General features: G+C 69.2%; 16 protein-coding genes. 8 read left to right on the forward strand and 8 right to left on the reverse strand.

All coding sequences use genetic code 11. The features are described from left to right. The first annotated feature begins 29 nt into the window (after positions 1-29). The 3 genes from AC1RN5_RS03060 (at position 30) to AC1RN5_RS03070 (ending at position 3,381) form a co-directional block, all read left to right on the forward strand. A complete protein-coding gene (locus AC1RN5_RS03060; protein ID WP_493039789.1) occupies positions 30-686 on the forward strand; it encodes an HAD family hydrolase in 657 nt (218 codons plus the stop codon). Between the two features lie 97 nt (positions 687-783). Next, positions 784-2,853, forward strand: a complete 2,070-nt coding sequence (locus AC1RN5_RS03065) for a glycoside hydrolase family 65 protein (RefSeq protein WP_493039790.1) — start codon at positions 784-786, stop codon at positions 2,851-2,853. 84 nt (positions 2,854-2,937) lie between these two features. Continuing rightward, positions 2,938-3,381, forward strand: a complete 444-nt coding sequence (locus AC1RN5_RS03070; RefSeq protein WP_493039791.1) for an ArsI/CadI family heavy metal resistance metalloenzyme — start codon at positions 2,938-2,940, stop codon at positions 3,379-3,381. Here AC1RN5_RS03070 and AC1RN5_RS03075 read toward each other — a convergent pair whose 3' ends face one another. Genes AC1RN5_RS03075 through hflK form a run of 3 tightly spaced genes read right to left on the reverse strand, consistent with a single transcriptional unit; the run spans position 3,382 to position 6,029 of the window. After that, a complete protein-coding gene (locus AC1RN5_RS03075) occupies positions 3,382-3,942 on the reverse strand; it encodes an arsinothricin resistance N-acetyltransferase ArsN1 family B (RefSeq protein WP_493039792.1) in 561 nt (186 codons plus the stop codon). Between the two features lie 6 nt (positions 3,943-3,948). Next, positions 3,949-4,839: a protease modulator HflC gene (hflC, locus tag AC1RN5_RS03080; protein WP_493039793.1), complete on the reverse strand. Its 891-nt coding sequence runs from the start codon at positions 4,837-4,839 to the stop codon at positions 3,949-3,951. Beyond that, complete coding sequence (gene hflK / locus AC1RN5_RS03085; protein WP_493039794.1) at positions 4,836-6,029, reverse strand: FtsH protease activity modulator HflK; 1,194 nt, start codon at positions 6,027-6,029, stop codon at positions 4,836-4,838. The genes hflC and hflK overlap by 4 nt, the downstream gene beginning before the upstream one ends. A 128-nt stretch (positions 6,030-6,157) precedes the next feature. Between hflK and AC1RN5_RS03090 the strand changes: the two genes are divergently transcribed. Continuing rightward, the gene (locus AC1RN5_RS03090; protein ID WP_493039795.1) at positions 6,158-7,276 is read left to right on the forward strand and encodes an Mrp/NBP35 family ATP-binding protein; all 1,119 of its coding nucleotides are present in this window, start codon (positions 6,158-6,160) and stop codon (positions 7,274-7,276) included. Between the two features lie 3 nt (positions 7,277-7,279). Here AC1RN5_RS03090 and AC1RN5_RS03095 read toward each other — a convergent pair whose 3' ends face one another. The 4 genes from AC1RN5_RS03095 to AC1RN5_RS03110 all read right to left on the reverse strand — a co-directional run bounded on the left by AC1RN5_RS03095 (position 7,280) and on the right by AC1RN5_RS03110 (position 12,830). After that, entirely contained in the window at positions 7,280-8,710 is a 1,431-nt protein-coding gene (locus tag AC1RN5_RS03095) for an MFS transporter (protein WP_493039796.1), read from the reverse strand. A 117-nt stretch (positions 8,711-8,827) separates the two neighbouring features. Beyond that, a complete protein-coding gene (locus AC1RN5_RS03100) occupies positions 8,828-10,231 on the reverse strand; it encodes an MFS transporter (protein ID WP_493039797.1) in 1,404 nt (467 codons plus the stop codon). Positions 10,232-10,320: 89 nt separating this feature from the next. Next, on the reverse strand, positions 10,321-11,745 hold the full coding sequence (locus tag AC1RN5_RS03105) for an MFS transporter (RefSeq protein WP_493039798.1): 1,425 nt from the start codon (positions 11,743-11,745) through the stop codon (positions 10,321-10,323). A gap of 179 nt (positions 11,746-11,924) precedes the next feature. Next, complete coding sequence (locus tag AC1RN5_RS03110; protein WP_421932649.1) at positions 11,925-12,830, reverse strand: SDR family oxidoreductase; 906 nt, start codon at positions 12,828-12,830, stop codon at positions 11,925-11,927. Between the two features lie 113 nt (positions 12,831-12,943). Here AC1RN5_RS03110 and AC1RN5_RS03115 point away from each other — a divergent pair, with 113 nt between their 5' ends. The 3 genes from AC1RN5_RS03115 to AC1RN5_RS03125 all read left to right on the forward strand — a co-directional run bounded on the left by AC1RN5_RS03115 (position 12,944) and on the right by AC1RN5_RS03125 (position 15,570). Next, the gene (locus AC1RN5_RS03115) at positions 12,944-13,405 is read left to right on the forward strand and encodes an SRPBCC domain-containing protein (RefSeq protein ID WP_493039799.1); all 462 of its coding nucleotides are present in this window, start codon (positions 12,944-12,946) and stop codon (positions 13,403-13,405) included. 162 nt (positions 13,406-13,567) lie between these two features. Then, positions 13,568-15,160, forward strand: a complete 1,593-nt coding sequence (locus AC1RN5_RS03120; protein ID WP_493039800.1) for a flavin monoamine oxidase family protein — start codon at positions 13,568-13,570, stop codon at positions 15,158-15,160. 2 nt (positions 15,161-15,162) lie between these two features. Then, positions 15,163-15,570 carry a c-type cytochrome gene (locus tag AC1RN5_RS03125; RefSeq protein ID WP_493039801.1) on the forward strand — a complete coding sequence of 136 codons (408 nt, stop codon included), beginning with the start codon at positions 15,163-15,165 and terminating at the stop codon, positions 15,568-15,570. On the opposite strand, the gene AC1RN5_RS03130 is transcribed toward AC1RN5_RS03125, so the two are convergent. Then, positions 15,567-15,941, reverse strand: coding sequence for a VOC family protein (locus AC1RN5_RS03130; protein ID WP_493039802.1), 375 nt, complete (start codon positions 15,939-15,941; stop codon positions 15,567-15,569). The two genes, AC1RN5_RS03125 and AC1RN5_RS03130, sit on opposite strands and share 4 nt — an antisense overlap. Before the next feature lie 143 nt (positions 15,942-16,084). Here AC1RN5_RS03130 and bla point away from each other — a divergent pair, with 143 nt between their 5' ends. After that, entirely contained in the window at positions 16,085-16,930 is an 846-nt protein-coding gene (bla, locus tag AC1RN5_RS03135) for a subclass B3 metallo-beta-lactamase (RefSeq protein WP_493039803.1), read from the forward strand. The last annotated feature ends 49 nt before the right edge of the window (positions 16,931-16,979 follow it).

Here is a 16,979-nt window from a genome sequence, read left to right on the forward strand (position 1 = left end):
CGCCCCGCCAACTGGGCTATGGCCGGGGCATGAGCCTGCCCCGCACCCCCAAGGCCGTCGTCTTCGACATGGACGGCCTGCTCTGCGACACCGAGGTCGTCTATCGCGACGCCATGATCGCCACGGCCGCCGAGCACGGTCACCACATGCCGCTCTCCCTGTTCAAAAGCATGATCGGCCTGCCGGGCCCCATGAGCGACCGTCAGGTGCTCAACCACTTCGGCGAGGACTTCCCCATCATTCACTTCAACAGCCGGGTGATGGAGCATGTCGACCGCGCCTGCGAGGAAGGCATCGCCCTGAAGGCCGGGGTGCTGGAGCTGCTGGACGCCCTGGACGCCCTGGGCCTGCCGCGCGCCATCGCCACCTCGTCGAGCCACCGCGCCGTGGAGGCCCACCTGGGCAAGTCCGGGATCATCCCGCGCTTCCACGCCGTCGTCGCCCGCGGCGACTACGTCAACGGCAAGCCCAACCCGGACCCCTTCCTCAAGGCCGCCGAGCGCCTGGAGATCGCACCCCATCTCTGCCTGGCCCTGGAGGACAGCCACAACGGCGTCCGCGCGGCGTCGGCGGCCGGCATGATGACCGTCATGGTCCCCGACCTGCTGGATCCCACGCAGGAGATGCACGCCCTCTGCGTCCGCATCGCCGCGGACCTGCACGAGGTCAGGGGTCTGCTGACCTAGTCGGCGGCGGTGTGGCCCTCGCCCAGCCGGCCTGGGCCCGTCGTCCGACATAGGAACCAAGGCCTCCGCTCGGGATTGCAGGGCGCGGAGGCGCATCATGAGCAAACCCTTCAGCCCACCCCCCGTCACCGGTTCAGGCCGGCGGGAGCTTCCGGCCTATGTCGCCAACGGCGTCATCGGACTGCGAGTCCGCGACATGCCGCTGGCCGCCGGCATGGCCTTGGTCAGCGGCTATACCGGCGAGCACTTTGAGCGCCAGATCGAGGCCGCCGCCGTCGCCCCCTATCCGATCGCCGCCGACCTCGCCCTGGACGGGGTCTGGCTGTCCGACGCCCCGCATCAGGTCGCCGATCTGGAACAGGCCTACGACTTCGCGTCTGGCGAGCTCACCAGCCGCTTCACCTTCGCCGCCTCGGGTCGCGTCGCCCGGGTGGAGGTGTTGACCTTCTGCAGCCGCGACGAGCCGACCCTGGTCTGCCAGGAAATCAGCCTCCTCGTCGACGGCGCCTGCGCGGTGGGTCTTCGCGCCGTCGTCGACGCCGGGGGATCGGACGGCCGCGCCCTGCGCCACCGGCGCGACACCCCAGGCGAGCCCGAGCCCGCCGTTGACGGCGCCCTGCTCTGGGAGTCGGCCGGCGGCTATTCCACCTGTGGCGTGGCCCTGGTCACCGAACTGCTGGGGGCCGGCGAACAGGCTCCGGCATTCCCTTCCCTTCGCGACCACCAGCTGGTCACCGAATACGGCTTTCGCGCGCGGGCCGGCCGCAAGGTCCGGCTGCGTCAGATCGCCAGCCTGATCCCCAAGGCCCTGCACCAGGTCCCCGACCAGCAGGCCGTCCGCCTGGCGGCCAAGGCGCGCAAGGATGGCTTCGAGGCCCTGCGCACCCGCAACCGCGCGATCTGGGACGAACTCTGGAAGGGCCGCATCCGGCTGGTGGGGGCGAGCGCGCGTTGGCAGGCGCTCGCGGACGCGGCCTTCTTCTACCTGAACACCTCGGTGCATTCGTCGTCGCCGGCCTCGACCTCGATCTTCGGTTTGGCGACCTGGCACGACTATCACTACTATTTCGGCCATGTGATGTGGGACATCGAGGCCTTCGCGGTTCCGCCCCTCTCGGTGCTGCAGCCGGAGGCGGCCGAGGCCCTGCTGGACTACCGTTTCAGGCATCTTGAGGGGGCCCGCCGCAACGCCCGGGTCTTCGGCCGGCGCGGACTGCAGTTCCCCTGGGAGAGCGGGCCGGGCAGCGGCGAGGAGACCGCGCCCCTGCCGGGGACGGCGGCCTGGCACGAGGACCACGTCTCCCTCGACGTCGCCCGCGCCTTCTCCTTCCACGCCGACGCCACCGGGGACGCGGCGTTCCTGCGCAACAAGGTATGGCCGGTATTGTCCGGCGTGGCCGAGTGGCTCACCAGCCGGGTGACCGGGACCCGAACGGGCTACGACATCGCCGCCTCCATGGGTATCGCCGAGCGCGAGCAGCCGGTGAACAACGCGGCCTTCACCAACATGGGCGCGGTGGTGGTGCTGACCGCCGCCACGGCCCTGGCCGAGCGCCTGGGCCGCGCCGCCGATCCGACATGGATCAGGATCGCCGACGGGCTGGCCATCCCCACCCGCGGCAAGGCCATCGTCTCTCACGACGCCTATCGCAGCAACGAGGAGAAGGGGGCGACCCCGGACCCGTTGATGGGCCTCTTCCCGTTCGGCTATCCGGCCGGCAGGGCCACCGAACAGGCGACCCTGAAACTCTATCTGGAACTCGCCCAGGACTATGTCGGCAGTCCGATGCTCTCGGCCCTCTACGGGATCTGGGCGGCGCAGGCCGGGGACCGGGCCCTGTCCCTGAAGCTGCTGGAGGACGGCTATGGCCGGTTCTGCGTCGGCCGGTTCCTGCAGACCCTGGAATACCGCCCCGACGTCTTCCCCGAGCAGCCGCAGGCCGGACCCTTCTTCGCCAATATCGGGGGCTTCCTGACGGGCCTGCTGTTCGGCTTCCCGGGTCTGAGGGTCGGTCCCGGCGCGCCGGAGACCTGGGCTGAGCGCCCGGTGGTCCTGCCGGAAGGGTGGCGCGCCATCGAGGTGGATCGCCTTTGGATCAGGGGGCGGCCCTACCGACTGGTAGCCCGTCAGGGGGCGGAGCGCGCGGAGCTGATGGCGCGCGACTGAGGCCGCCGTGGCTCGGAGGCGCTTGACGTCGCCTATATAATTCCATATTTCTCGAAATATAGAATCAACCACTCGGAGCCAGCCATGAAGCGCCTTCACATCCACGTCGGTGTCGCCGATCTCGACCAGTCGATCGGCTTCTATTCGACCCTGTTCAATACCGCGCCCAGCGTCGTCGAGAGCGACTACGCCAAGTGGATGCTGGAGGACCCGCGGGTGAACTTCGCCATCTCGGCCCGCCAGCGCGCGCCGGGGATCGACCACCTGGGCATCCAGGTCGACAGCCGCGCCGAGCTGGACGAACTGTCGGGCCGGCTGAAGGCGGCCGGCGAGACCACCCTGGATCAGGAGGCCGCCACCTGCTGCTACGCCAAGTCCGACAAGGCCTGGGTCAACGACCCGGCCGGGGTGCGCTGGGAGACCTTCTTCACCTTCGGCGGCGCCACCAGCTACGGCGAGGACGAGCAGCCCTCGGCGGCCAAGCCGGCGGCCCAGGCCTGCGGGGTATCGGCCGCGTCCTGCTGCTGATCAGTCGGACCCGGCCGTCAGGTCGGGGAAGGCGATCGGCTCGGCGGGCTGGCCCTCATCGGTGGCGAGGGCCAGCCGCCACCAGCCGACATCGCGCCAGGCGCCCAGCTTGAACCCCACCTCGCGATAGACGCCGATAGGGGTGAACCCCATGGCCTCGTGCAGGGCCACGCTGCCGGCGTTGGGCAGGGCGATGCCGGCGAAGGCCGACCGGAACCCCTGTCGCTTCAGGATCGGGATCAGGGCGCCGTACAGCGCCTGGCCCACCCCGGAGCGATGGGCCGAGGCCGCGACATAGACCGTGACGTCGCAGGACCAGCGATAGGCGGCCCGCTCGCGGTGGGCGCCGGCATAGGCGTATCCCACCACCTCGCCGCCGCGCACGGCGGTCAGCCACGGATGGGTGGCCAGGGTCTTGGCGACCCGGCCGGCCATCACCTCCGGCGACGGCGGCTCGGTCTCGAAGGAGATCGCCGTGTCGGTGACGATCGGCGCGTAGATCGCGGCGAAGGCGCCGGCGTCCGCCGGCTGCGCGACCCGGATTCCGACAACCTCCGCCATGGGCCCCTACCGCGCGTTGGGGCCGCGTTCGAAGTACTTGAAGAAGGCGCTGTCGGGGGAGAGCACCATCGTCGTGTCGCCCTGGCCCAGCGAGGCCTCATAGGCCTGCATCGACCGGTAGAAGGCCGCGAAGCCGGGATCGCGCCCGAAGCTCTGGGCGAAGATCCGGGTGCGCTGGGCGTCGCCCTGGCCTCGGGTGGTCTCGGCCTCCTCGGTGGCGGTGGCCAGCGTGATGGCCACTTCCTTGTCGGCGCCGGCGATGATCTCGCGCTTCTTCTGCTCGCCCTCGGCGCGCCGCTGGGCGGCCTCCTGCTGGCGGCTGGTCTGCATGCGGCGGTAGACGGCCGCCTGGTTGGCGGCCGGCAGGTCGGCGCGCTTGATCCGCACGTCGATGATCTGGATGCCCAGGCGCGAGGAATTGGCGCGCTTGGCCACGTCCACCTTGGTCTGGGCCATCAGGGCGCCGCGGCGTCCCGAGATGATGTCGCTGGAGGTGGCCGAGCCCAGGATCTGGCGCAGGGACGAGTTCAGCAGCCGCTCGATGCGGTCGTTGGCGGTGCGTTCGTCGCGCAGGGTCCGGTAGTACTGCAGCGGGTTGGAGATGCGGTAGCGGACGAAGGCGTCCACCACCAGGCGCTCCTGGTCGGCGGCGATCACCTCTTCCTGGTCGGCCTCGAGCTTCAGGTTGCGCTTGTCGAGCTTGATGACGTTCTCGAGGAAGGGCGCCTTGATCTTCAGGCCCGGGGCGTTCTCGCCGGGCGCATTGATCACGCGCACCGGTTCGCCGAAGCGGACCACGATGGCCTGCTGGCGCTGCTCGACGATGAACACGGTGTTGAACAACACGACGAGGACGCCAAGCGCGATGACGCCCCAGACGGTGAGGCGGCGGTTCATTGCGGGGCTCCCGGGCTGGGCGTGACCACACGGCCGCCCTCGGCCTGCGGCTCGACGCGGACGGCGGCGGTCTTGGGGCGGAAGACGTCCGGCGGCAGGATGATCGGGGCGCTGGCGCCCTTGCCGTCGATGACCACCTTGTTGGAACGCGACAGCACCCGCTGCATGGTCTCGATATAGAGGCGGTCGCGGGTCACGCCCGGCGCGCGCTTGTACTCGGTGAGGATCTGGCTGAAGCGCGAGGCCTCGCCGATGGCTTCCCGCACGGCCTGTTCGCGATAGCCCTGGGCCGACTGGGTCAGCTTGGCGGCGTCCCCCTTGGCCTCGTTGATCACCCGGTTGCGATAGGAATTGGCCTCGTTGACGGCGCTCTCGGCGTCCTGGCCGGCGTTGGCCACCTCGCGGAAGGCGGCGACCACCTCCTGCGGCGGGTTGGCGCTGCGGATCTGCACCTCGACGACGCTGACGCCGGCGCCCCAGCCGTCCAGGGTCCTCTGCATCAGTTCCGCCGACTGGGTCTGCACCTTGCCGCGGCCGGTGGTCAGGATGTCCTGCAGGGTGGTCTTGCCCACCACCTCGCGCATGGCGCTCTCGGCCACGGCCTTCACCGCGTCCTCCTGGTCGCGGACCGTGAAGACGTACTTGGCGGCGTCGGCGACGCGCCAGGTGACGCTAAAGTCCAGGTTCACGATGTTCTCGTCGCCCGTGAGCATCAGGCTCTCTTCGGGCACGTCGGCGCCGGCCGAGCCGCCGATGTCGATGCGGTTCAGGCTGGTGACCGCCACCTTCTCCACATGCTCGATGGGGGAGGGCAGGCGGTAGCGCAGGCCGGGCGTCTCCGAGCGCGAATAGGCGCCGAAGGTGGTGACCACGGCCTCCTCGTTGGGCTGGACGATGTAGAGGCCCGACAGGGCCCAGATGGCGAAGCCGGCGCCGGCCACCGCGGCCAGGGCGCCGGGCCGCACGGGATCGCCGGGACCCCGGCCGCCGAACATGCCGCGCAGCTGGGCGACCAGGCGATCGAAGACGGCGGAGATGTCGGGACCGTTCGGCCCGCCGGGGCCGCCCGGACGGCGCGGGCCGCCGCCGCCGCGTTGCGGGCCCTGGCTCTTGGGGGGCTGCTTGTCGCCGCCCTCACCAGACGGCGGAGAGCCCCAGGGGCCGGGGTTCGCATTGTCGTTCCAGGGCATGGTCGCGTCGTCTGCTTCTTTTGTCTCGGCGCGGCGGCTGCGTTGGCTGCCTGTCGTCGGGCTTGTAAACCGGCGCTGTCAGCCGGATATGAGGCGCGCGAGCCCGCAAAGCAAGACACACAGGCGTCATGGATAGTCCGACCGCCCCCGAACGCGCCCTGATCCTGGCCGCCCTCGACCAGGTGCTCGACCCCAAGACCGGCAAGGGGTTGGTCTCCGCCCGCCTGGTGCACGGCCTCAACCTGGCGCCCGGCCGCGCCGGCTTCGTGCTGGAGGTGGCCGCCACCGACATCCCGCTCTACGAACCCACTCGCGCCGAGGCCGAGCGGGCGCTGGCTCGGGTCGACGGTGTCGCCCAGGCCCAGGTGCTGCTGACGGTGCAGGCCGACGCCCCGCCGCCGCCGGCGCCCGGCGTCACCCGCGTGGTCAAGGGCGCCCGCGTGACCCAGGATCCCGCCGCCGCCCCCAAGCCGCCGGTGGACGCCGCCCGGCCCGACCACGTCCGCCGCGTCATCGCCGTGGCCAGCGGCAAGGGCGGGGTGGGCAAGTCCACCATCTCGGTGAACCTGGCCGCCGCCTTCGCCGCCATGGGCCTGAGGGTCGGCCTGCTGGACGCCGACATCTATGGGCCCTCGGCCCCGCGCATGCTGGGGATCGACGGCGACCCGGGCTTCGGCCCCGACAAGAAGCTGATCCCGCTGGAGGCCTGGGGGATGAAGGTGATGTCCATCGGCTTCCTGGTGGACGAGGCCGCCCCGATGATCTGGCGCGGGCCCATGGCCTCCTCGGCCGTGCGCCAGATGGCCAACGACGTGGCCTGGGGCACCGAGGCCGAGCCCCTCGACATCCTGGTGGTCGACATGCCGCCGGGCACCGGCGACATCCAGCTGACCCTGGTTCAGAAGATCAAGCTGGACGGGGTGGTGATCGTGTCCACGCCGCAGGAGATCGCCCTGATCGACGCCCGCCGGGCCGTGGCCATGTTCCAGAAGACCGCCACCCCGATCCTGGGGTTCGTGGAGAACATGTCCTACTTCCCCGACCCGGCCACCGGCGCCCGCATCCCGATCTTCGGCGAGGGCGGCGGCAAGGCCGAGGCGGCCAAGCTCGGCCTGCCCCTGCTGGGCGAGATCCCGCTGGATCAGGCCCTGCGCCAGGCCTGCGACGACGGCCGGCCGGTGACGGCCGCCGCGCCCCAGAGCCCGGCGGCCAATGTCTTCAACCAGATCGCCAAGGCGCTGCTTTAAGCCTTACCGGGTGGGCGAAATCGGCGAGGGCCCGGAGCTCACTCCCACCAGGGGTTCGTCCTCGACGGCCTCGGTGAAGCCCGCCTCCTGCTCGTCCAGCTGCCGGCGGATGTCGGCGTGCCGGTCGCGGTCCAGCTTGTAGCCGAAGAAGCAGGCGCCGCCGACCAGCACCAGGGCGATGGGAGCGAAGAGGTAGCAGGTCTCCAGGCCGCGGATCGCCGCCTCGGTGTTGATGGCGCCGTCCTTGGCGTTGTAGCCGACGAAGGCCAACACCGGGAACACGATGGCCACGGTGATCGAGGACCCGAACTTCTGGGTCATGGTGACCAGGGCGTAGAGCAGGCCCGTCTGTTCCTTGCCGGTCTTCAGCCTCAACTCGTCGCCGACGTCGGCCACCATGGCGCGCACCAGCAGGACGAAGGCGCTGGCGCAGAAGCCGACGGCGAACATGCCCACGGCGGTGGGGATGAACAGGCCCTTGGGGATGGCCATCAGGATGGTCTGGGCCACGGCGTAGCAGACGCAGGCCACCTGCAGGGTGCGGTGCTTGCCGAGCTTCTGGGCGATGCGGGCCCAGAACGGCGCGCCGAACAGGCCCGCCCCGATATAGGGGATCAGCAGCAGGCTCACCTGGCTGATGGGGAAGCCCTTCGCGTCGTGGAAGAAGAAGATGTAGATCGGGCCGGTGGTGCCGGGACCCAGCACCAGGAACAGGTCGGCGATCACCAGCCGCACCATCGAGGGCTGGGTGAAGACCGACATGTAGTCCTTGAGCTTGGCGTGCTCGGGACGCTCGGCCGAGACCTTTTCCGGGGCGAAGAAGATGCTGGCCGCCGCCGTGAACGGCATCAGGCCGATGATCAGATAGCCGATGGCCTGCATGCTGGAGCCCTCGCCGGGCTTGATGGCCCCGTGGGTCAGCAGGGGCATCATCAGCAGGGTCACCGACCCCATCACCGCCACCGCCTGCATCCAGCCGTAGACGCGCGAGCGCTCGTTGTAGCCGGTGGCCAGCGCCGCGGCCCAGGCGGCGTGCGACAGGCCGGTGATCGAGGTGCCGGTATAGGTCACCAGCAGCCAGAGGATCAGGTAGCCGGCGCCGGCGTCGGCCGGCGGATTGAGGATCTTGTAGATCGACAGGATCAGGATCGGCATGCCCAGCGCGTACCAGACCCGGTAGCGGCCGAACCGCGTGCGGGTGCGGTCCATGGCGCCGCCGATCACCAGGTCGAAGCCCAGGTCGATGATCCGCACCAGGGCGACGGCCCCGGCCACGGCGGTCAGCGAGATGCCGATATGGCCGGCGTAGAAGCGGGGCAGGTAGGTGCCCAGGATCAGGGCGAGCATGGCGCCGGGAATGCCGGCGCTGGCGAAGGCGAATATGACGGGTGTCGATAAACGGCCCGCCGCCGGATTGGCGGTTATGGAAGCCACGAGCGTCTCCTCAAAATGACTGGTGCGCCTCTGGGGGCGCTTATCCAATCAGGAGAGCGTGGCCGGAGCAGCCGCGCAAGCACTTTCCGTCGGGGCGGCGGGGCTCCGGCCCCCGACTCAGGGCTGGCTGGCGTCGGGCAGGTCGACCCCCGAGGTGGTCTGCAGCAGCCCGGCCTCTGCCGACATGGCGTCGCGAAGATCGAGCTGCCGGCGGACTTCGCCGTGGCGGGCGGCGTCGAGCTTCCAGCCGATGAAGGCGGCCCCGCCGAAGAACACCAGGATGACGGGCGCGAACACGTAGCAGAGCTCCAGCCCGCGAATGGCTTCTGGCGTGTTCACCGCGCCTTCGCTCGGATTGTAGCCCACCAGTCCCAGAACATAGAAGCTGACGCCGACCGTGATGGCCCCGCCAATCTTCTGGGTGGTGGTGACCAGGGCGTAGAGCAATCCGGCCCGCTCCTCACCCGTTTCCAGGCGGATCTCGTCGGCGACATCGGCGACCATGGCGCGCACGATCAGCACGAAGGCGGAAGAGACGAACCCCACGGCGAACATGCCGGGGATGGCGAGCGCCATGGTGGCCTTGGGGATGATCATCAGGGCCGACTGGGCGAAGGCGTAGCAGACCGAGGTCAGCATGAGCGTGCGGTGCTTGCCCAGCTTCTGCGCCACCCAGCTCCAGAAGATGGCGCCGGCCAGGCCCGCGGCGATGTAGAACATCAGCAGGAAAGAGGTCTGGGCCGCGCTGTAGCCCCGGGCGTCGTGGAAGAAGAACAGGTAGAGGGCCGCCGTGGTGCCGGGACCAAGCGCCATCACGAAGTCGGCGAAGATCAGCCGCAGCATCTCGGGCCGGATGATCAGCTTCCAATAGTCGGCGAAGCTCGCATGCTGGCTCGTCGCCTTGGGCGCGACCCGCTCGGGCGTGAACACGCTGCAGATGATCACCGTGATCGGCAGCAGGGCGATGCAGAACCAGCCCATCGCGTGGACGCTGTCGGCGAAGCCGGTCTTCACCCCGACCTGCACGAATAGGATCAGGACGGCGCCGACGACGCCAACGGCGCTGATCACGCCGTAGACGCGGCTACGATCATTGTAGCCCGTCGCGAGCGCCGCGCCCCAGGCCGCCTGGGCCAGGGTGACGATAGAAATCCCCAGATACAGCACCAGCAGCCAGCCAATGATGTAGCCCTCGGTGACCCCCTTGTCGGCCATGAACAGCATGTAGACCGCCGCCATCACCAGCGGCGTGCCCACCACCAGCCAGGGGCGGTAGCGGCCCCAGCGGGACTTGGTCCGGTCCATCGCCATGCCCAAGAGGGGATCGAGGCCGAGGTCGATCAGCCGCACGATCATGATCGCGCCGCCCACCGCGGCCATGCTGAGCCCCAGGTGCCCGGCGAAGAACTTGGGCAGATAGACCCCCATCACCAGGCCGATGGCCGCGATCGGCAGGGCCGTCGAGGCGAAGGATAGGGCGATCGGCAGGGATAGCCGCTGGCTTGGGGGCGAAACCGCCATGAAGGATCTCCAAATGGGGTGGCGCTGAGGGCGCCGGCTTTAAAAAAATGCAGTCTGCGCCAAAATCGGCGCGAAGGAAAAAGGTGTCGTCAGCCCTTGTCGGCCACCACGTTGCCCGGTTCGGCGGCGACGCTTTCGATGATGGCGGCCTCGTCATAGAGGGCGTCGCGCTCGTCGAGCTGGCGGCGCACCTCGGCGTGATTCTTGGCGTCGAGCTTGTAGCCGATGAAGCAGGCGCCCCCGAGCATCACGAAGACGATGGGGCCGATCAGATAGGCCAGCTCCAGATTGTGGATCGCCGTCGGCGTGTTGAGCGCGCCTTCCTTGGCGTTGTAGCCGACCCGGGCCAGCACGGTGAAGGTCAGGAAGATCGAGAAGGCGCCGGCCACCTTGCCGGTCAGGACGGTCAGGGCATAGATCAGGCCGATCCGCTCCTTGCCGCCGTCCAGCCGCACCTCGTCGCCGATGTCGGCGGTGATCGCCCGGGTCATGACCCCGAAGCCGGCGGCCAGGAAGCCGGCCATGAACATGGCCGGGGTGGCGAACAGCAGGTCGCCCTGGGGCAGGATGCCCACCAGCATCAGCATGATCGAATAGCCGGTGGTGGTGACCATCACCGCCCGGTGCTTGCTGATCTTGTTGGCCAGCCAGCCCACCGACGGCGCGCCGGCGAAGCCGGCCAGGATGTAGACCGCCAGCAGGATGTTGGCCTGGCCGGTGGAGAAGCCCCGGGCGTCCTTGAAATAGAACAGGTAGAGCGCCGCCATCCAGCCGGGGCCGAGGGACAGGCAGAGGTCGGCCAGCAGGATGCGGATCATGTTGGGCCGCGAGATCAGGGCCCAGTAGTCGCTCAGATTGAAGTGCTTGGCGCCCACGTCCACCGTGATGCGCTCGGGGGTGCGCCAGACCACCAGGCCGACGGCGATGGGGGTCAGGCCGATGATGAACCAGCCCATGGCCTGCACGCCCTGGGCGTCGGTCATGCCCCGCTGCTCCAGCACGATGGGGATGACCAGGACCAGGACCGAGCCCAGCACGCCGACGGCGGTCATCACCCCGAAGATGCGTGAGCGCTCATGGTACTTGGTGGCCAGCGTCGCGGCCCAGGCCGAGTGCGAGAGCGAGAGGATCGAGGTGCCCAGGTACATGATCAGCAGCCAGCCCATCAGGTAGAGCTTTCCCGATCCCTCGGGGGCCTGGAACAGCATCAGCAGGGCCAGCATCAGGATCGGCGCCCCGATCACCGTCCACACGCGATAGCGGCCCCAGCGGGTCCGCGTGCGGTCCATGAGCATGCCCAGGGCCGGGTCGAGGGGGATGTCGATGGCCCGCACCGTGGCGAAGACCGCGCCCACCACCGCCAGCTCCACGCCGATGTGGCTGGCGAAGTAGCGCGGCAGGTAGACCGAGATGGCGATGGCCAGGGCCGAGAGCGGCAGGCTGGTGCAGGCGAAGGCGAGAATGGTTGCGAGAGATAGGCGTCCGGAGCTGGCGGCCGTCTGGGCTTGGGTCAAAGTCTCGCATCCTCCGAAGGTGGCTCACCTCTCTGTGGGAGGTCTGAGTCAGGGTGTCAGGTTACGCGCGATCACCCACGGCGAAGCAAGCGGATTCAGCGCGATCGGCATTACAGAATCGAAAGGGCGGCCCTTTGCGGAGCCGCCCTTTGCACCATTTGGCGATGTGGGCGTGTGCCCTAGCCGCCCTGCATCTTGCGGAAGAACTTCCCGCTCTGCTCGCCGCCGTTCAGATAGGCCTGTTGGCCGGCCGGGTCGGAGATCTTGGCCCAGTTGTCGCGGACCTCCTCCACCGACAGGCCGCCCTCGCCGAGATAGACGCCCTCGGTCTCGTAGAGGCGGGTCAGCGCGAAGGCGCCGGCGCCGGCGGTCAGGATCGCGCCGGTGGGGGCTTCCTCCGAGGCCAGGTAGACCACGCCCGGCGTCACGTATTCCGGCTTCAGCTTTTCCAGGATGGCGGGGGGCATCAGGTTCTCGGTCATCCGCGTGGCGGCGACCGGGCTGATGGCGTTGATGTGGATGTTGTTCTTCTGGCCCTCCAGGCGGATCGTGTTCATGAACCCGATGATGCCCAGTTTGGCCGCGCCGTAGTTGGACTGGCCGAAGTTGCCGTACATGCCCGAGGACGAGGTGGTCACGACGATGCGGCCGTAGTTCTGCTCGCGCATGATGTCCCAGACGGCCTTGGTCGGCTTGACCGTGCCCATCAGGTGGACGTTCACCACCAGCTCGAAGTCTTCCATGGTCATCTTGGCGAAGGACTTGTCGCGCAGGATGCCGGCGTTGGCGATCAGGACGTCGATGCGGCCCCAGGCGTCCATGGCCTGCTTGACCATGTGGGCGACGCCGGCGTCGTCGGTGACCGAGGAGCCGTTGGCCAGGGCTTCGCCGCCCATGGCCTTGATCTCTTCCACCACCGCGTCGGCCGCGGCGGAGGATCCGCCCGAGCCGTCCATCGAGCCGCCCAGGTCGTTCACCACCACCTTGGCCCCGCGCCGCGCCAGCTCCAGCGCGTGCTGCTTGCCCAGGCCGCCGCCGGCGCCGGTGACGATCGCGACTTTGCCGTCGAAGCGGATGTCCGCCATGGAAGTCTCTCCAAACAAGGGTTCGAATTTCGCGCGGTTTGTGCGGCGCGGGATGGTCAAGGTCAAGCGCCCAGCGGTCGCCAGGCCCGGCCGGGCGGGCTAGGATTCCGCCCATGACCGCCTCGACCCGAACCTCGCGGATCATCAAGGCCGCGCCCGAAGCCCTCTACGCCGCCTTCATGGATCCCGACCTCCTGCTCCAGTGGCTGCCGCCGGCGGAGATGAGCGGCCGGATCCACGCCTTCGACGCTCGGGTGGGCGGCGGCTACGAGATGTCTCTCGACTATCCCGAGACCGAGCACGACTTCCGCGGCAAGACCACCGAGCGGGAGGACCGGGTGCGGGTGCGGTTCCTGGAGCTCCAGCCCCCGCGCCGCATCGTCGAGGCCGTCACCTTCGTCACCGACGACCCCGCCCTTCAGGGGGAGATGACCCACACCATCACCTTCGAGGCCGCCGCCGGCGGGACCTGCGTCACCCTGCTGTTCACGAACCTGCCCCCCGGCCTGAGGCCGCGGGACAATGACGAGGGCGCCCGGATCTCCCTGGAGCAGCTCGCCGGCCGGTTCGAATAGGCCCGTCCCGCCCAACTGCCCGATCCCTGGCCACTTTCGCGCCGCATCCGTCAAAGCGCAGGCAGCCCGCTCAAAAGCCGCGCGCCCCCGCACTGTCGGTTGGCGCCGGCGCGGCCGGGTTCGTACCCACAGGCTCGGTCGAGATCAGGGGAGGGCGCCCACATGGAACAGACGGGTCAGAGGACGACGCGGCGGCAGCTGCTGTCCACCATCGGCATGCTGGGGGGCTCGGCCCTCATGTACAACATGATGACCACCCTGGGGTACGCCGCCGAGACCCAGTTCAAGGGCCCGCCCAACCTGTCGGGCGCCAAGAAGGGCGCCTCGGTCATCGTCCTGGGGGCCGGCCTGGCCGGCATGCTGGCGGCCTATGAGCTCACCAAGGCCGGCTACAAGGTCAAGGTGCTGGAGTACCAGGACCGCGCGGGGGGCCGGAACTGGTCCCTCTACGGCGGCGACACCGTCACCGAGATGGGCGGGGCGACCCAGAAGGTGGGGTTCGCCGAGGGCAACTATCTGAACCCCGGTCCCTGGCGCATCCCGCACCATCACCGGACCCTGCTGCACTACTGCAAGGCCTTCAATGTCGAGCTGCAGCCCTTCATCCAGTTCAACCACAACGCCTATGTCCACAACACCGACGCCTTCGGCGGCAAGCCGCAGCGCTTCAAGGCGCTGGCCGCCGACTTCGAGGGCAACGTGGCCGAGCTGCTGGGCAAGGCCATCGACCAGAAGAGCCTCGACGCCAGCGTCACGGCCGAGGACCGCGACCGCCTGAAGGAAGCCCTGCGCGAGTGGGGCATGCTGGACGGCGACATGAGGTACGCCAAGAACCTGCGCTCCTCGGAGCACCGCGGCTTCGACCGCCCGCCCGGCGGCGGGGTGAACGGCGCGCCGACCCCCTCCGACGTCTTCGCCCTGAAGGACGTCCTGGACTCCAGGATCTGGCGCAACATGGCGTTCTTCATGAACGACGAGTTCCAGACCACCATGTTCCAGCCGGTGGGCGGCATGGGCATGATCGGCAAGGCCTTCGCCAAGGAGGTCCAGCCCCTGATCACCTACAACGCCAAGGTCTCCAAGATCGACCAGGGCAAGAAGGGCGTCACCGTCACCTATGCCGACACCGGCACGGGGGTGGTGACCGAGGCCAAGGCCGACTGGTGCGTCTGCACCATTCCGCTGACGGTGCTCAGCCAGATCGAGAACAACATGTCGGCGAAGATGAACGCCGCCATCGCCGCCGTGCCCTATTCCAACTCGGTGAAGATCGGCCTGGAGATGAAGCGCCGCTTCTGGGAGGAGGACGCCTCCATCTATGGCGGCCACTCATTCACCAACCAGGAGATCAGCCTGGTCTCCTACCCCAACAACAACTTCCTCAAGGACGGCCCCGCCGTCCTGCTGGGCGCCTTCGCCAGCGGCATGGGCGGCTATCACCTGGCCGGCATGCCCCCGGAGCAGCGGATCGAGGCGGCCCTGGCGCAAGGGTCCGTCTTCCACCCGGAAAGCTACCGCAAGGAGTTTTCCAACGGCGCCTCGGTGGCCTGGAACCGCGTCCCCTGGATCCTCGGCTGCTGCGCCCGCTGGACCGAGGAAACCCGGGCGGCCCACTACCAGGACCTGGTGGCCATGGACGGCCGCGTGGTCCTGGCCGGCGAGCACGCGTCTTACGTCGGCTGCTGGATGGAGGGGGCGCTGCTCTCCTCCATCGACGCCATCACCCGCCTGCACAAGCGCGCCCTGGAGGCCTGACCATGACGTCCAAGCTCGCCCTCGCCGCGGCCGCCGCCGCCCTTGTCCTCGCCGCCCCGGCCCTGGCCGACGAGCCCGGCCCCGGCGGCTCCAAGCCGCCTGTCCCCGTCACCGGCCAGCAGGTCTACCAGATGGTCTGCCAGACCTGTCACATGGCCGACGGCAAGGGCGCCGTGGGCGCGGGGACCTTCCCGTCCCTGGCCAGCAATCCCAAGCTCAAGGTCGCCGCCTATCCCATCGTCATGGTCACCAAGGGCCGCGGCGCCATGCCCTGGTTCAGCGACCTGCTGAGCCCGGCCCAGACCGCCGCCGTGATCACCTATGTCCGCACCAATTTCGGCAACGCCTATCCCGAGCCGGTGACGGCCGAGGACGTCGCCCGCCTCTCGCCGCCCGCCGCCCGCCACTAGGTCATGCAGAAGGCGCAGAGCTTGTTGCCGTCCAGGTCGCGGAAGTAGCAGAACCACCAGTCGGGGCCCCGCACCCCGGGCGCCCCCTCGTCGGTTCCGCCCAGCGCCAGGGCCGTGGCGTGAAAGGCGGTCACCGCCTCGCGGGTCGGGAACTGGAAGGCGAACATCGACCCGTTGCCCACCGTGGCCGGCCCGCCGTCGAAGGGGCCCAGGACCGCGAAGTTGGGGACTCCGTCCTTGCCATAGACCCGGCCGCCGGAGGGATGTTCGAACAGGGGCGGGAGTCCCGCCAGGTCCATGAGGACGTCATAGAAGGCCTTGGCCGCCTCCAGCTGGTTGGACCCCACCGTGCCGTAGACCATCGCCGCCATCTCGCCCCCCCCCGACTGTGACTTCGCCCGGATACTCGACCGCCCGGGCGGCCTGATCCACTGGAAATTGACCGCCGGGACGTCGACAGACGCCCGCCGCGCGGCCAGACTTCACCCACCTCCCCCTCGCCGGAAAGCCCCTGATGAAGACGATCCTGCTGGCCGCCGCCCTGAGCCTGGCCGCCGCCCCCGCCCTGGCCCAGAGCGCCGCCTGGGCCCAGCCCGCCGCCCCCTACCGGATCATCGGCGACACCTACCAGGTGGGCACGGCGGGCCTCAGCGCCCTGCTGATCAAGACACCGAAGGGCGCCGTGCTCATCGATGTCGGCCTGCCGCAGAACGCCGCCCTGGTGGAGAAGAACATCCTGGCCCTGGGGGTGAAGCTCAGCGACATCAAGCTGCTGCTCACCAGCCACGCTCACTTCGACCACGCCGGCGGCCTGGCCAGGCTGAAGGCCGACACCGGGGCCCAACTGATCTCCACCGAGGGGGAGCGTTACGCCCTGGAGAAGGGGGTCTATCCGGGCTCCGAGAGCACCAGGAGCTTCGACTTCCCGCCGGTGAAGCTCGACCGCGCGGTCAAGGACGGCGAGAGCATCGAGCTGGGCGGGCTGAAGCTCACCGCCCACCTGACGCCAGGCCATACCAAGGGCTGCACCAGCTGGTCCTGGCCGGTCATCGACAGCGACGGGAGCCACCACACCGCGCTCTATTTCTGCAGCGCCAGCGTCGCGGCCAACCGTCTGGTTCCCGAGCAGTATCCCGGCATCGTCGCCGACTACCGCCACACCTTCGCCATCGCCCGGTCCCTGCCCGGCGACGTCTTCCTGGCCCCGCACCCGGAGTTCTTCGACGCCCCGGCCAAGCAGGCCCGCCTGGGCAAGCCCGGCCCCAACCCCTTCATCGACCGCGCCGGCTATCTCGCCCTGATCGACGCCCAGCAGGCCGACTTCGAAAAGCAGCTCGCCAAGCAGCAGGCGAAACGTTGAGCCCCGGCGCGCCCGGTTTGACCGGCGTCATTTCGCCCGGCCACCGGAG

This window comes from Phenylobacterium sp. GW821-FHT12F10 (assembly GCF_058806695.1).

Coding starts and splice junctions, on each gene's coding strand:
- AC1RN5_RS03120 (WP_493039800.1), top strand. CDS start 13,568: ATGGAACAGACGGGTCAGAGGACGACGCGGCGGCAGCTGCTGTCCACC.
- hflC (WP_493039793.1), bottom strand. CDS start 4,839: ATGAACCGCCGCCTCACCGTCTGGGGCGTCATCGCGCTTGGCGTCCTC.
- AC1RN5_RS03060 (WP_493039789.1), top strand. CDS start 30: ATGAGCCTGCCCCGCACCCCCAAGGCCGTCGTCTTCGACATGGACGGC.
- bla (WP_493039803.1), top strand. CDS start 16,085: ATGAAGACGATCCTGCTGGCCGCCGCCCTGAGCCTGGCCGCCGCCCCC.
- hflK (WP_493039794.1), bottom strand. CDS start 6,029: ATGCCCTGGAACGACAATGCGAACCCCGGCCCCTGGGGCTCTCCGCCG.
- AC1RN5_RS03130 (WP_493039802.1), bottom strand. CDS start 15,941: ATGGCGGCGATGGTCTACGGCACGGTGGGGTCCAACCAGCTGGAGGCG.
- AC1RN5_RS03070 (WP_493039791.1), top strand. CDS start 2,938: ATGAAGCGCCTTCACATCCACGTCGGTGTCGCCGATCTCGACCAGTCG.
- AC1RN5_RS03090 (WP_493039795.1), top strand. CDS start 6,158: ATGGATAGTCCGACCGCCCCCGAACGCGCCCTGATCCTGGCCGCCCTC.
- AC1RN5_RS03115 (WP_493039799.1), top strand. CDS start 12,944: ATGACCGCCTCGACCCGAACCTCGCGGATCATCAAGGCCGCGCCCGAA.
- AC1RN5_RS03125 (WP_493039801.1), top strand. CDS start 15,163: ATGACGTCCAAGCTCGCCCTCGCCGCGGCCGCCGCCGCCCTTGTCCTC.
- AC1RN5_RS03100 (WP_493039797.1), bottom strand. CDS start 10,231: ATGGCGGTTTCGCCCCCAAGCCAGCGGCTATCCCTGCCGATCGCCCTA.
- AC1RN5_RS03075 (WP_493039792.1), bottom strand. CDS start 3,942: ATGGCGGAGGTTGTCGGAATCCGGGTCGCGCAGCCGGCGGACGCCGGC.
- AC1RN5_RS03065 (WP_493039790.1), top strand. CDS start 784: ATGAGCAAACCCTTCAGCCCACCCCCCGTCACCGGTTCAGGCCGGCGG.
- AC1RN5_RS03110 (WP_421932649.1), bottom strand. CDS start 12,830: ATGGCGGACATCCGCTTCGACGGCAAAGTCGCGATCGTCACCGGCGCC.